The organism is Tenacibaculum haliotis, assembly GCF_025215075.1.
GTDB classification, from domain to species: domain Bacteria; phylum Bacteroidota; class Bacteroidia; order Flavobacteriales; family Flavobacteriaceae; genus Polaribacter; species Polaribacter haliotis_B.
In genome coordinates this window covers 95,193-109,058 of sequence record NZ_JAOBTH010000025.1, presented here as the reverse complement: position 1 = coordinate 109,058, position 13,866 = coordinate 95,193, and the positions used below count along the sequence as shown (strand labels likewise).

At 30.1% G+C, this 13,866-nt stretch carries 13 protein-coding genes; 4 read left to right on the top strand and 9 right to left on the bottom strand.

Annotated features, from left to right (window positions below; all coding sequences use genetic code 11):
* Complete coding sequence (locus N2251_RS05660) at positions 1-1,332, top strand: DUF58 domain-containing protein (protein ID WP_260585844.1); 1,332 nt, start codon at positions 1-3, stop codon at positions 1,330-1,332.
* Positions 1,333-1,378: 46 nt separating this feature from the next.
* Here the strand turns inward: N2251_RS05660 and N2251_RS05655 are convergent, their stop codons facing one another.
* From N2251_RS05655 to N2251_RS05645, 3 genes are read right to left on the bottom strand one after another with little or no spacing between them, the layout of a single operon-like run.
* Positions 1,379-1,705: a CCC motif membrane protein gene (locus N2251_RS05655; RefSeq protein WP_260585746.1), complete on the bottom strand. Its 327-nt coding sequence runs from the start codon at positions 1,703-1,705 to the stop codon at positions 1,379-1,381.
* An 18-nt stretch (positions 1,706-1,723) separates the two neighbouring features.
* Positions 1,724-2,017 carry a DUF2752 domain-containing protein gene (locus tag N2251_RS05650; RefSeq protein WP_260585745.1) on the bottom strand — a complete coding sequence of 98 codons (294 nt, stop codon included), beginning with the start codon at positions 2,015-2,017 and terminating at the stop codon, positions 1,724-1,726.
* Between the two features lie 11 nt (positions 2,018-2,028).
* Entirely contained in the window at positions 2,029-2,382 is a 354-nt protein-coding gene (locus tag N2251_RS05645; protein WP_312025093.1) for a YbaB/EbfC family nucleoid-associated protein, read from the bottom strand.
* Positions 2,383-2,479: 97 nt separating this feature from the next.
* Here N2251_RS05645 and N2251_RS05640 point away from each other — a divergent pair, with 97 nt between their 5' ends.
* The 3 genes from N2251_RS05640 to N2251_RS05630 all read left to right on the top strand — a co-directional run bounded on the left by N2251_RS05640 (position 2,480) and on the right by N2251_RS05630 (position 6,250).
* Entirely contained in the window at positions 2,480-4,576 is a 2,097-nt protein-coding gene (locus N2251_RS05640) for a S9 family peptidase (RefSeq protein ID WP_260585744.1), read from the top strand.
* Between the two features lie 112 nt (positions 4,577-4,688).
* Positions 4,689-5,687, top strand: a complete 999-nt coding sequence (gene capA, locus N2251_RS05635; RefSeq protein WP_260585743.1) for a cysteate synthase — start codon at positions 4,689-4,691, stop codon at positions 5,685-5,687.
* 128 nt (positions 5,688-5,815) lie between these two features.
* The gene (locus N2251_RS05630; RefSeq protein WP_260585742.1) at positions 5,816-6,250 is read left to right on the top strand and encodes a hypothetical protein; all 435 of its coding nucleotides are present in this window, start codon (positions 5,816-5,818) and stop codon (positions 6,248-6,250) included.
* 71 nt (positions 6,251-6,321) lie between these two features.
* On the opposite strand, the gene N2251_RS05625 is transcribed toward N2251_RS05630, so the two are convergent.
* The 6 genes from N2251_RS05625 to N2251_RS05600 form a co-directional block, all read right to left on the bottom strand.
* The gene (locus tag N2251_RS05625) at positions 6,322-8,550 is read right to left on the bottom strand and encodes a M1 family metallopeptidase (protein WP_260585741.1); all 2,229 of its coding nucleotides are present in this window, start codon (positions 8,548-8,550) and stop codon (positions 6,322-6,324) included.
* Between the two features lie 157 nt (positions 8,551-8,707).
* Entirely contained in the window at positions 8,708-10,828 is a 2,121-nt protein-coding gene (locus N2251_RS05620) for a M1 family metallopeptidase (protein WP_260585740.1), read from the bottom strand.
* 66 nt (positions 10,829-10,894) lie between these two features.
* Complete coding sequence (locus N2251_RS05615) at positions 10,895-11,386, bottom strand: DUF6702 family protein (protein ID WP_260585739.1); 492 nt, start codon at positions 11,384-11,386, stop codon at positions 10,895-10,897.
* Positions 11,387-11,418: 32 nt separating this feature from the next.
* The gene (locus tag N2251_RS05610; RefSeq protein ID WP_260585738.1) at positions 11,419-12,195 is read right to left on the bottom strand and encodes a carboxypeptidase-like regulatory domain-containing protein; all 777 of its coding nucleotides are present in this window, start codon (positions 12,193-12,195) and stop codon (positions 11,419-11,421) included.
* Entirely contained in the window at positions 12,192-13,013 is an 822-nt protein-coding gene (locus N2251_RS05605) for a carboxypeptidase-like regulatory domain-containing protein (RefSeq protein WP_260585737.1), read from the bottom strand. Before N2251_RS05605 ends, N2251_RS05610 begins: the two co-directional genes overlap by 4 nt.
* Positions 13,014-13,017: 4 nt before the next feature.
* The gene (locus N2251_RS05600) at positions 13,018-13,797 is read right to left on the bottom strand and encodes a carboxypeptidase-like regulatory domain-containing protein (protein WP_260585736.1); all 780 of its coding nucleotides are present in this window, start codon (positions 13,795-13,797) and stop codon (positions 13,018-13,020) included.
* Between the last annotated feature and the right edge of the window lie 69 nt (positions 13,798-13,866).

Sequence of the window (13,866 nt, the reverse complement as noted above, 5' to 3'; positions counted from 1 at the left end):
ATTAAATTCTTTAAATCCATATACATTCACAGTCGCTTTTTTAGTTATATAAGCGTGCTTTCGGCATTGTTTTTACTGTCGTTTTGGTTTCCGGTTATTTACAATGTAACATGGGTATTGGTATGGCTGTTTTTAATAACGATGTGTATCGATTTAGCTATTTTATATCGATTTAAAAACGGATTTTCATCAAAACGTGTAGTTTCAGATAAATTATCAAATTCTGATGAAAATGAAATTGCAATTACTTTAGAAAATAATTATCCGTTTCAGGTTTTTATTGGCTTGGTAGATGAATTGCCAAAGCAGTTTCAAAAGAGAGATTTCGATTATAAAACAACGTTACAATCCGCAGAAAAATCAACGTTTACGTATAGTGTTCGCCCAGTAGAAAGAGGCGCTTATATATTCGGAAATGTACATGTTTTTGTTTCTTCAGCTTTACAAATGTTCTCAAGAAGATATACTTTTTCAGATGATAAGGAAGTAAAAGTGTATCCGTCTTATATTCAGATGAAGAAATACGAGTTTTTGGCGATGCACAATAACTTAACGGAATTCGGAATGAAGAAAATCCGACGTATCGGGCAAACAATGGAATTTGAACAAATTAAAAATTATATTCCGGGTGATGATGTACGTAACGTAAATTGGAAAGCAACCGCTAAAAGAGGCGCCTTGATGGTAAACCAATATCAGGATGAAAAATCGCAACCTATTTATTCTATCATCGATTTAGGGCGTGTTATGAAAATGCCTTTTGAAGGATTAAGTTTATTAGATTATGCTATAAACTCAGCGTTGGCTTTTTCTAATATAGCTTTGTTAAAAAATGATAAAGCAGGAATGCTAACGTTTTCTAAAAATGTAGAAAAAATTATAGCAGCGAGTAATAAAAAAACAAATTTATCGGTAATTAATGAAGAGTTGTACAATATTACAACCGACTTTACAGATGCTAATTTTGCTTTATTATATGCAAGGATTAAAAGAAAAATTAACCAACGAAGTTTATTGATTTTATATACAAATTTCGAGCATATATCAGCCTTAAAAAGACAGCTTCCGTATTTAAAAGCAATTGCTAAAAAACACTTATTAGTAACTGTTTTCTTTGAAAACACAGAACTAGATAGTTTGGTAAAAGGAAATTCGGAAGACTTACAAAGTATCTATCATAAAACAATAGCCGAGAAATATACGTACGAAAAAAGATTAATTGTAAAGGAATTAGAACGGAATAGCATTCATGCTATTTTAACGAAACCGCAACAATTATCGGTAAACGTAATCAACAAGTATTTAGAGTTTAAGGCAAAAGGAATGATATAAAAAAAAGCGACCAAATTGGTCGCTTTTTATGTAATAGAGTAATCTATTATTGTAAGTTTTCTAATGACTCTCTAAATAATTCCGGATTCTGTATTGTTTCTAAACCAAAGAAAGCAATCATACCTATTATTAAAATAAGATATATAGCGCTTAAAATAATACCAACAATCGCTAAAATTTTACCTGTTTTAACATTTTTAATTCCGTTATAATCTTCAGGGTTGTTATTATGTAAAGTAGTAGCTTTTTTAGCTAAAACTAAAGCAACGATTCCTAAAACTAATCCGATGAAACCATAACAGCAGCATGTTAATATTGAAAGAATTCCTAATACTAAAACACCTGTTGAATTTGGTAATTTTTGTTTTTCCATAGTTTTTTTTAATAAAGTTTAAATTAATTGATTCATTTTTATAAAGTAACTTATTACAATAATAAGTACATTAATAATAGCTAAAATACTTATAATTTTTTGAGCATTTTTAACTTTGTAAAAGAAATTTATCACAATAAAAAAAGCTAAGATTAATAAAGTATATATAGCAGGGTACATTTTAAAGGCAGCAACAAATTCTCCGTGAATTAATAAGCTTATAGCACGTTGTATACCACAACCTAAGCAATCAACTCCAAAGAGTTTTTTGTTTAAACACGGTAGCATGTAATCATCTAATTGTAAAAACATTTTTCATTTATTTAAACATATTCATTCCAAGGAATATTTGGCATTCCATCTTTTGCAGCAATTGCTAATTCGTGTTCGTTAATATCACGCGCTCTTTTTAAAGCTTTGTTTATGGTTAGTATTAAATAATCTTCTAATTCTTCTTTATCTTCTAATAAAGATTCATCAATAGAAATTGCTTTAATTTGACTATTAGCAGTCACTGTAATTTTTAAAGTTTCATTAGTGGTAACTTCATCAATTAAAACGGTATTTAAACGTTTTTTAGTTGCTTCAACTTTTTGTTGAGCATCTTTCAATTTACCCATCATTCCAGAAATATCTCCAAACATCTTTTTTAATTTATTTTCAAACAAAAATACCATTTTAGAAGGGATTTAATCAATCTAAAATAAAATGAAAAAAATAATGTTCCCTGCTATATCTTTTAGCCTTATTTTTGCTCCCTGCAAAAAACAAGAAATGAAGAAAGATATAATAGCTCCAGTTGCTGAAAAGCAACCAACAACTTTAGAAAAACATGGAGACATACGTACTGATGATTATTTTTGGATGCGTTTAACTGATGCTCAAAAGAACGCAGAAGTTAAAGACGAACAAACTCAAAAAGTATACGATTATCTAACAGCTGAAAATTCTTTTTATGAAGATAAAACGAAAGAAACGAAAGGGTTTCAAGAGCAGTTATTTGAAGAAATGAAAGGTCGTATTAAAGAAGATGACGAATCTGTACCTTATAAAAGCAATGGGTATTTTTATATTTCTCGTTATGAAAAAGGGCAACAATATCCTATTCACAGCCGTAAAAAGAGCAATTTAGAGGCTGAGGAAGAAATTATGTTTAATGTAAATGATGAAGCAAAAGGGCATGATTATTTTCAATTAGGTGGTTTAAGTATTTCGCCTAATAATAAATTAACAACTTTTGCGACAGATACGGTAAGTCGTCGTCAGTATTTTATAAAAATTAAAAACTTAGAAACAGGAGAAATTTATCCTGATAAAATAGAAAACACTACAGGAGGTGCTGTTTGGGCAAACGATAATAAAACGTTGTATTATACTAAAAAAGATCCAGACACATTACGTAGTTCACAAATTTATAAGCACGTTTTTGGAACAGATACTGCTGAAGATGAATTAATTTTTGAAGAAAAAGATGAAACTTTCGGAACTTTCGTTACTAAAACAAAATCTAAAAAATATATTGTAATCGGGTCATATAGTACGGTTTCTAACGAATACCAAGTGCTAGAAGCTGATAATCCTGACGGTGATTTTAGAATGATTCAAACTCGTGAACGCGATTTAGAGTATGACATTGCACATTACGAAGATCATTTTTATATTAAAACAAATAAAGACGGTGCAACCAACTTTAAGTTGATGAAAACTCCGGAAGGTAAAACGGAGAAAGAAAACTGGGTAGATGTAATTCCGCATAGAAAAGATACCTTATTCGAAGATTTTTCAATATTTAAAGATTATTTAGTTTTAGAAGAAAGAAATAATGGGTTGAATAAAATCCGCATTAAACGTTGGGACAATACCGAAGATTATTATTTACCTTTTGATGAAGAAACGTATTCAGCAGGTGTACATGGAAATCCGGAATTTGATACCGATGTAATTCGTTATTCATACAATTCTATGACAACTCCAAGTTCGGTGATTGATTTCAATATGAAAGATCAATCAAAAGAAATCAAAAAAGAACAAGAAGTTTTAGGAGGTAAATTTGATAAAAATAATTACGTAAGTGAGCGTATTTGGGTTACTGCTCGAGATGGAAAAAAAGTGGCGTTATCAATTGTACACCATAAAGACACAAAGTTAACAAAAGATACTCCAATTTTACAATACGCATACGGATCATATGGATATACGATTTCAGACGGATTTTCAACAACACGTTTAAGCTTGTTAGATAGGGGTTTTGTGTACGCTTTAGCGCATATTAGAGGAAGCGAGTATTTAGGACGTGATTGGTATGAAGATGGAAAAATGTTGAATAAGAAAAACACCTTCAACGATTTTATTGATTGCTCAAAATATTTAATAGACAACAATTACACATCACCAAAACATTTATACGCCATGGGCGGATCTGCAGGTGGTTTATTAATGGGAGCGATTGTAAATATGAATCCTGAATTATATAACGGAATTATTGCTGCGGTACCTTTTGTTGATGTAATTTCAACGATGTTAGATGATACAATTCCGTTAACGACAGGTGAATATGATGAATGGGGAAATCCGAACGATAAAGAATATTACGATTATATTAAATCATACTCTCCGTACGATCAAGTAACAGCAAAGGCATATCCGAATATGTTAATTACAACAGGACTGCATGATAGTCAAGTACAATATTGGGAACCAGCCAAATGGATAGCGAAATTAAGAGAAGTAAAAACCAATGATAATAAGTTGTTTTTGCATACAAATATGGAAGCTGGTCATGGAGGAGCTTCTGGTAGATTTGATTCCTTAAAAGAAACTGCCGAAGAATATAGCTTCTTTTTGATGTTAGAGGGTAAGTTAGAAAAATAATTATATTTTTGCACTCGGTTTGAGTGTAAGCGTCATTGTAAAATTACGAATAATCTCAAACAGATATATTCGCAGTCATTTTACAATGACGCTTTCTTATTTTATAACAGCAATGAACAGACATAAAGGTATTACCAATTCAATTTTAGATTTAATAGGGCAAACTCCTATGGTAAAGTTAGCTAAAATAACAAAAGGTCTTTTAGGTACATATTATGCAAAAATAGAAGCTTTTAACCCTGGGCATTCTGCAAAAGACAGAATTGCATTACATATTATAGAAAGCGCTGAGAAAAAAGGGATTTTAAAGCCAGGGGATACTATTGTTGAAACGACTTCAGGTAACACAGGTTTTTCAATAGCTATGATTAGTGTTATAAAAGGCTATAAATGTATTTTGGCAGTAAGTGATAAATCATCACAAGATAAAATAGATATGTTAAAATCAATGGGAGCACAGGTACATGTTTGTCCTGCATATGTTCCTGCTGATGATCCTCGTTCGTATTATGAAGTAGCAAAAAGGTTGCACAAAGAAAATCCAGGATCTATTTATATCAATCAATATTTTAATGAGTTAAATATAGAGGCTCATTATAAAAGCACTGGCCCTGAGATTTGGAAACAAACAAAAGGTAGGGTAACTCATGTTGTTATTGCCAGCGGAACAGGAGGAACAATTTCTGGAACAGGTAAATACTTAAAAGAAAAGAACCCGAATATAAAAGTGTTGGGAGTAGATGCTATTGGTTCCGTTTTAAAAAAATATCATGAAACAGGTGAGTTTGATGAAAATGAAATAGCACCTTATAAAATTGAAGGGCTAGGAAAAAATTTAATCCCTACAGCAACCGATTTTGATGTAATTGATGTTTATGAAAAAGTATCGGATAAAGAAGCAGCACTTAAATCAAGAGAGTTGGTTAAAGCAGAAGGTTTATTCTGCGGATATACTTCAGGTGCGGTTGTATTAGCTATGCAACAATATGCGGCGAAAGGCTATTTTGATGAAAACAGTGTTGTTGTGGTTGTTTTACCAGATCATGGTTCACGTTACATGAATAAAATTTATTCTGATACTTGGATGAAAGAACAAGGTTTTTTAGAGTAGTACTTTATTGGTTTAATTTAAGTACCTTTTGTTTCTGTATCAATACATAATTTTTTATTTATTAAAACGTTATTCTTTTTAATTAGAATCAAACTATATTTATAGCAAACTTTTAAACCCTAATATTTATGAAAAAACTATTTTTTATAGCAACATTATTTCTTTCTGTTGCTTCGTATTCTCAAATTGAATTAATTGAAACAGCAAGAGTTGAAATTGTTGGTAGAGTAGAATTTGTTTATTTAGAGAAAATAGGAGATGAAGCGTATAATTTATTTTATAAAAACATCAATAACCCTATAAATGAATATGTGTCTTTTACATTTAAAAACGTAGATAACGATGCAGATAAGTTGCACCAAATTATGGTAAGAGGTTTTGAAGAAGCTGCAGGAAGTAAATACCAAATTAAAGCAAATGGAGATGTTGTTTATTTGAAATATGAAAGAGATGAAGGAGTAATTAAATTGCAAATAGAACAATATGTTAGTAGAGAACCAGATGTGCTTACAGAATCTAAATTATTAACATTAGATGAAATTAATAAGTTATTTAGAAAGTAGTAAATAATTTACAAAAATAAAAAACCCGCTTTTATAGCGGGTTTTTTGTATATATAAACGAAAGTAAATTACTAATTTTTTACTTTATTCTTAAATTTATCAAACTTGTTAGCGGTTTTCTTAGGCCAGCTATTGTTAGAAGTATCAACATCTGCAGTTTCAAAATCTGGATCTACAGTAATGTTTGTAACTTCTTTAGCAGAAGAAAATACTCTGTATACTTTATTGTCATTGTTCATCCAAATTTGAGCAGGAAACATTTCACGTTTTTTAGTACCATCTGCATAGGTTAATTCAACGATAATAGGCATTGGTATTCCACCAGGCTTTTCAAATTCAACTTGATACATAAACTTAGGTAATGTTTTTAAATTTGCTTTTTTATCAGCAGATAAACCATTAATATATGTTTCTACATCAGAAGAATTAGCTTCTTCTTTGTTGGTTGTTAAGAAAATTAATTTACCTAAACGTGCAAAGTAACCAGGGTATTGCTTTTGTAATTTTTTTGTTCTTTCGTTTGGTTTATCAGTTAAATACATAGGTTTAACTTCTTTTATACCAATATCAGTATAATCAGTTGTGTAAAACCAAGCTCTCCAAAACCAATCTAAGTCCATTCCCGAAGCATCTTCCATTGTTCTAAAGAAGTCAGCAGGAGTTGGGTGTTTAAACATCCATCTTTTAGAGTAAGTTCTAAAAGCATAATCAAATAATTCAGGTCCCATAATTGTTTTACGTAACATATATAAACCAGCAGCTGGCTTAGAGTATGCATTTGGTCCAAATTGCTTTACATAATCTCCTTGAGACATAATTGGAGAGATATTACTTTGATCTCCGCCCATATATCTTGTAATGTCTTTTGCAGGGTTTGAAGCAAATAATACAGGATCATATACATCTTCAGCTAAAATTTCAACAAAAGAGTTTAAACCTTCATCCATCCAAGTCCACTGACGTTCGTCTGAGTTTACAATCATTGGGAAAAAGTTGTGTCCAACTTCGTGAACAATAACACCAATCATTCCTTTTTTAGTTCTATCAGAATAAGTTCCATCAGGGTTTGGTCTACCAAAGTTGAAACAAATCATAGGATACTCCATTCCTTGTCTTTCTGAATGTACAGAAATTGCTTTAGAATACGGATAGTCGAACGTTAATTTAGAATATTCAACAAGTGTTGTAGCAACTGCTCTTGTAGAATGTTCTTCCCATAATGGGTTTCCTTCTTTAGGATATAAAGAAATAGCCATTACTGTTTTTCCGTTAATATTGGTTGCCATGGCATCCCAAATATATTTTCTTGAAGAAGCAAAAGCGTAATCACGTACACTGTTTGCTTTATAATGCCAAGTTTTTGTTTTTGTAGCACGACCTTTTTCAGTTACTTCAGCTTCAGCTTGCGTAACAATCATTACTGGATCTTTAAAAGATTTTCTTGCTTTTTCAAAACGCTTACGTTGTTTTTTAGTTAAAACTTCTTTTTCGTTTTGTAATTCACCTGTAGCTTCCATAATATGATCTGCAGGAACTGTAATTTTAACATCATAATCTCCAAATTCTAAAGCAAATTCAGAACGACCCCAAAACTGCATGTTTTGCCAACCTTCAACATTATCATAAACTGCTAAACGAGGAAAAAACTGTGCTATAGTATAGTTTTTGTTTCCATCAGGAAATTTTTCTAAACCAGAACGACCTCCGTCTGCATTAATATCATTAATTAAATAATTCCACTTAATTTTAAATTTAAAAACTTCACCAGAAGCCAAAGGCGTTGGTAAATTAATACGCATCATAGTACGATTAATAGTATGAGATAAATCTGTGCCATCTGCATTTTTAACAGCTTCAATTTTATATCCAAAATCTTTTGCTTTATCCATATTACTGCTTACAAATTGCTTTGGTGTTTGAAAACCGCTAGCTCCTTTAGATTTTGCTAATGGAGTTTTAGAATCTGGAGCACGCATATTTTGGTCTAACTGCACCCATAAATATTCTAGAACATCTTTAGAGTTATTATGATATGTAATTGTTTCATTACCATAAATTCTGTCATTTTTTTCGTCTAAACGAATATCCATTACATAATCAACTTTTTGTTGCGTGTATTGGTGTCCAGGAGCTCCAGAAGCAGTTCTTTGATCGTTTGGAGTAGCCAAAACGTCTTTTAGTTGACGAAATTTGTTTTGATCGGTATGACCTTTTTGAGGCTCTTTTTTTGGTGCTTCTTGTGCAAATATTGATGCAGAAACAAAAAGGGCTGAAAGTAATAGCGTAGCGTATTTTTTCATTTTTGTTTGATTGAGTTAAAAATATGTGGGAAGTTACTGAATTTTGATAACTAGAAAACAGTGTTTGTTAAAATTTTAACAAACTTTTATACAATTTAAGTACAAAAAAAAGCGGTACAATTACCTTGTACCGCTTTTAACTTTAAATATATTTATTTTAACCTTTAACCTTATTCTTAAATTTATCGAATTTAGTTGCGGTCTTTTTAGGCCAACTGTTGTTAGAGGTATCTACATCAGCAGTTTCTAAATCAGGATCAATTGTAATACTTTGTACTTCTTTTGATGAAGAAAATACTTTTGTAACTTGCTTATCATTATACCTCCAAATTTGTGCAGGATATGTTTTCTTTTCTTTTGTTCCGTCTTTGTAAGTAAACTCAACAATAATAGGCATTACTAAGCCACCAGGTTTGTTGTAGGTAATTTCGTAATGATATTTATTTTGTTTTTTAGAGAAACCTAAACCTTTAGAAGTATCTTCAATAAAGTTTACTGATGCATCTTTATTTTTAGTTGTATAGAATTTTTTAACACCTTTTACACCAATATCAGTAACATCTGTTGTATAAAACCATCCTCTCCAAAACCAATCTAAATCCATTGCCGAAGCATCTTCCATCGATCTAAAGAAATCAGCAGGAGTAGGGTGTTTAAATTTCCATCTTTTAGAGTAAGTAGCAAATGCATGGTCAAATAATTCTTTTCCCATAATGGTTTCTCTTAAGATCCATAAGGCAGTTGCAGGTTTACCGTAAGCGTTGTTACCAAAACTATACACATTATCTCCTTTAGACATAATTGGGGCAATTCTGGCTTGATTACCACTCATATATTTTACAATATTCTTTGGATAACCTCTTGTAATAGGGAAATCTTTGTCGTAATCTAATTCTGCTAACATTTCCATGTAAGAGTTTAAACCTTCATCCATCCATGTCCATTGGCGTTCATCAGAATTTACAATCATCGGGAAAAAGTTATGTCCAACTTCGTGAATTGTAACTTTTACCATTCTATATTTTATTCTATCAGAATAACCTCCATCAGCAAGATCAGGTCTTCCTGGATTGAAACAAATTTGTGGATATTCCATTCCCATTTGTCCGTCAACAGAAATTGCTTTGTGATACGGATAATCAAATGTATATCTCGAATATGTTTTTAATGTTTGTGCTACAGCTCTTGTAGAATGATCTCCGTATAACGGATTTGCTTCTTTAGAGTATAAAGATTCTGCCATCACAGTTTTTCCATTGATATCAACTGCCATTGCATCAAAAATAAATTTTCTTGAAGTAGCAAAAGCATAATCTCTTACATTGGTAGCTTTAAATTTCCAAGTTTTTGTTTTTTTAGAACGCCCTTGCTCAATTTTCTCAGCTTCTTTTTGAGTTCTAATAATAACAGGTTTGTCGAAAGTTTTTCTTGCTTTTTCAATTCTTTTTAATTCAGTTTTAGAAAAAACATCTTCTTTATTTAACAACACACCTGTTGCACCTAACATATGATCTGCAGGAACAGTAATATTTATATTAAAATCTCCAAATTCTAAAGCAAATTCACTTCTTCCCCAAAACTGATCGTTTTGCCAGCCTTCAACATTATCATACACACATAATCTTGGGTAAAATTGTGCGATTACATAATTGTTATTATTGTCTTTAGGAAAATGTTCGTAACCAGATCTACCACCTTGAGTTCTGTGGTTATTGATGTTGTACCACCAGTTAATATTAAACTTAAATGTATCGCCAGAGGCTAATGGTTGCGCTAAATTAATACGCATCATTGTTTGATTAATGGTGTGCGATAATTTTGTTCCGTCTGCATTGGTAACACTTGTAATTTTAAAACCACCGTCAAAAGCTTTTTCAGGAAAAGCTCTGTCATAAAAACGTTTAGGCAATTTTTTACGAATTTTTGTTGGAGCAATATCTGGAGTTTTAGAATCTGCTGCTCGCATATTTTGATCTAATTGCACCCATAAATAAGTTAATTCGTCGGTAGAATTATTATGGTATGTAATAGTTTCATTACCTGTAATACTTTGTTTATCGTCATTCAATACGATATCCATTGTATAATCAACTTTTTGTTGTGTATATTTTACACCAGGAGCCCCTGAAGCCGTATGTTGGTTATTTGGCGTTGGTAATTCTTGTTTTAATTGTCTGAATTTGTTTTGATTCGTATGTCCTTCTTTAGTAATTTGCTGAGCAAAAGCAGTAGTTGCTACAAAAAAAATAGAGAAAACGAATAAAATATTTTTTTTCATTCTGTTATGTAAATTATTTAATAGTTTTTAAAAGTAATAATTAGTAATTGGTATTGTTAAAGAATGTTAAAATTTTAACAAACCTTTATCATTTTTTTTATCTAAAAATAAACTCTTTCGATCCTTTTTTATCGACGTTTTAATTAAGTTTTGTTGCTCAGGGAAATGATTTATTAATACATCATTTTGTATTTCGAGGCTTTTTATATTGGTGATGTTTTCAATTTCTAAATAGAAATAAACAATGTCACCATCGTATTCTTTACCAATAAAACTATAGATTACATTAGTATCGTTTATTTTAACTTTAAAATGTTTTTGTAAATAATTAAAGAATAGTTCATCAACTTTTTTTGACTCATTTTTTGTAGTTAATTGTAAATCTACATTATAGTCTTTATTAATGGCATTTTCTATATCATCAATAAAAACATTCATAATCATTTGAACAGATTGTGTTTTTTCTTTGTATTCAATTTCTGTTAAAGAAATATAGTATTTGTGAACACTAAAAGAGAATAGTGGAAGGATAAATAATAGGATAAATATTTTTTTCATAATTCTTAAAGACCAATTATTGCGCCAAAATACTAATTATAATTGTTTGAATGTAATTTTTTAAATACTTCGGATTTCTTTTTTAAAAAAAGAATCATATTTATATCACCTGAATTATAAACCTGATTAAAATGTTCATCCGCAGTACAAAAATAAATAAACTTATAAACGTCTGATTCTTTGATGTGATACTCTTTTACAATGTGTTTAGAATACGTGTTTTTTAAATTTTTTACTTTTACTTCTAAACTTTCAATAGTTTTAAGTTTTCGAAGTTTGGTTATTCGTCCCGAAATACTGTTAATTATGTAATCTATAGAGAGTAAATTTCTTCCGCCCATTGCTGTATATAACCTTCTTTCGGCAGGTGTAAGAATTCTAGATCCAGCATAAGGTAGTTTTAGTGTTTTAGCATCTATTTTTTTCTCGATTTTTATGTTCTTGCTATCCGAAGTTAAATACCCTAATAAATTATTTTTCTTAATTGATATTTCATCTAGCTCAAATGCTGTTTTTACTAATTCGAAAGTGTTTTTTTGTATTCCGAAATGATGTAAATTAACAATTAAAAGGGTTGATTTATAACCAACGAAAGATATTTGTAAGGAATCGTGCTGTTTTGCTAAAATTCTAAATTCACCGCTTTCATTGGTGAAAGTTCCTTGTTTTGTATTTAAGTTAACAATATGCGCATTATAAACACCAGCAATCTTATCTTTTACATCGGCATACAAGAATTTTCGATTCTCCTGAGATTGGGTTTTTAAAAAAGAAATTAATAAAAAAAGAAAGATTAACTGTTTATTCATTCGGGTAAATCTATAACTTTTAAATAGCTTTTGCTTTCTTGTCGTAATATTTTTATAACACCTAATATGTTACCATCTTTATATAGTCCTTCTATATTTAAGGAATTACAGTAAGCTAAAAAGTGGTGATATTTTTCTTTCGGAATTTTTAATTCATCAAAAAAGAATTTTTCACCAAACTGAGAAATTAACATATTAGGAAAATTCTCTTTATATTTAATCTCTTTTCGAACTCTTCTTTTTTCTGCAGCATATTTATCGGGACCAGAATTAAAACCACCACCTACACCAGCAAATTTAGCTGTAGGATCTGTTTGTTTTTGCATGTTTGGCGCTTTTGAACGGTCTATAGCATCAACAGTAGTACTAACCACTTTTTCAAAATCGATCATCGAAAAATCTAAAGCACTTTTAGATTTGTCTTTTCCAATATCTTTAGGTGTTTTTTTTGCATCAACATCTAATGAGCCTATTAAATCATGTTTTTTTAATATAATTTCATCAAGCTCAAGAGCCTCTTTTTCTAAAATAATTTCATTCTTAAATAAGCCGAAATTCTTAATTTTCACCTTAAAAAAGGTTGTTTTATAACCAATAAATGATATTTGTAAGGAATCATTAACTTTTGCTAAGATTCTAAACTCACCTTCTTCGTTAGTATAGGTTCCTTGGTTTGTTTTTAGATTAATTATATGTGCGTTAGATACTAATCCGATTTTATCTTTTATCGTAGCATATAAAAATTTTCTATTTTCTTGTGCAAAGATTTTAAAAGAAACAGTAAAAAAAAATAAAAGTAAGAGTAGTTGTTTTTTCATAGATTTATTTTTGAGTAACCCGAGTGTTTTCTTTATGTAAAAGATACGGAGAGTTTTTACTATTATCCAATAAAACTGTGGTAAGTTCTAAAAATTTATCTTTTCTATATAAATTAATAATACCTTTTGAGATGCAAAATTCTAAAAACGGATTGATGTTTTCTTTTTTTATTTTCAGCTGATGAATAAAGAAGCTATCGGTAAAATGCTTTCTTATTTTAAGGATATTTTCGTCTTCTATTTTTAGTTTTTTAAAAACCTTTTTTTGTTTTGTATTCCCGTTTAAAGCATTTACTAGACCACCTAAACTAACAGATAAACCTGAGTTAATAACTACCGTTTTTTCGTCTTTAATTTGTTGATTTTTAGCGTACGGTAATTTTAATGTTTGGGCGTTAACAATTGGGCCTTTGTATATTAGTATGTCTTTGTCAACTTCAAAAATACCTCTCTTTTTTTTAAGAACAATTTCATCTAACATATAAGTTTTACTATCTAAATGAATGTTAATCTGTTTCGATCTTAAATCATCCTCTGTAATAACATGTTCTTTATATTCGAAGTTTACGTGAGAAATTATTAAAACATCACCTTTTACAGCAAGAATTTCAAAACGACCTTTTTTATCAGAAACCGAACCGATATCTAATTTAGGATTGATAATATGTACGTCTTCTACTGCTAAACTATCTAAATAGATGGTTCCAGAAACAATTTTAGCATTGTTTTGAGCAACCATAATTAGTGATGTTAAGTAACAGAATAAAAATAGAATCTTCTTCATTTTACAAAGAAACCACCTACTTGTCTTAAAAATGTTTTAAAAGGATGGTAAATTTTTGTTAATTTGAGG

Bases quoted from the DNA above. Each gene is read 5' to 3' on its own strand.
- N2251_RS05650 (WP_260585745.1), bottom strand. From the start codon at position 2,017: ATGTTTTTACAATTAGATGATTACATGCTACCGTGTTTAAACAAAAAA.
- capA (WP_260585743.1), top strand. From the start codon at position 4,689: ATGAACAGACATAAAGGTATTACCAATTCAATTTTAGATTTAATAGGG.
- N2251_RS05630 (WP_260585742.1), top strand. From the start codon at position 5,816: ATGAAAAAACTATTTTTTATAGCAACATTATTTCTTTCTGTTGCTTCG.
- N2251_RS05605 (WP_260585737.1), bottom strand. From the start codon at position 13,013: ATGAAAAAACAACTACTCTTACTTTTATTTTTTTTTACTGTTTCTTTT.
- N2251_RS05640 (WP_260585744.1), top strand. From the start codon at position 2,480: ATGAAGAAAGATATAATAGCTCCAGTTGCTGAAAAGCAACCAACAACT.
- N2251_RS05645 (WP_312025093.1), bottom strand. From the start codon at position 2,382: ATGGTATTTTTGTTTGAAAATAAATTAAAAAAGATGTTTGGAGATATT.
- N2251_RS05655 (WP_260585746.1), bottom strand. From the start codon at position 1,705: ATGGAAAAACAAAAATTACCAAATTCAACAGGTGTTTTAGTATTAGGA.
- N2251_RS05600 (WP_260585736.1), bottom strand. From the start codon at position 13,797: ATGAAGAAGATTCTATTTTTATTCTGTTACTTAACATCACTAATTATG.
- N2251_RS05610 (WP_260585738.1), bottom strand. From the start codon at position 12,195: ATGAATAAACAGTTAATCTTTCTTTTTTTATTAATTTCTTTTTTAAAA.
- N2251_RS05625 (WP_260585741.1), bottom strand. From the start codon at position 8,550: ATGAAAAAATACGCTACGCTATTACTTTCAGCCCTTTTTGTTTCTGCA.
- N2251_RS05615 (WP_260585739.1), bottom strand. From the start codon at position 11,386: ATGAAAAAAATATTTATCCTATTATTTATCCTTCCACTATTCTCTTTT.
- N2251_RS05620 (WP_260585740.1), bottom strand. From the start codon at position 10,828: ATGAAAAAAAATATTTTATTCGTTTTCTCTATTTTTTTTGTAGCAACT.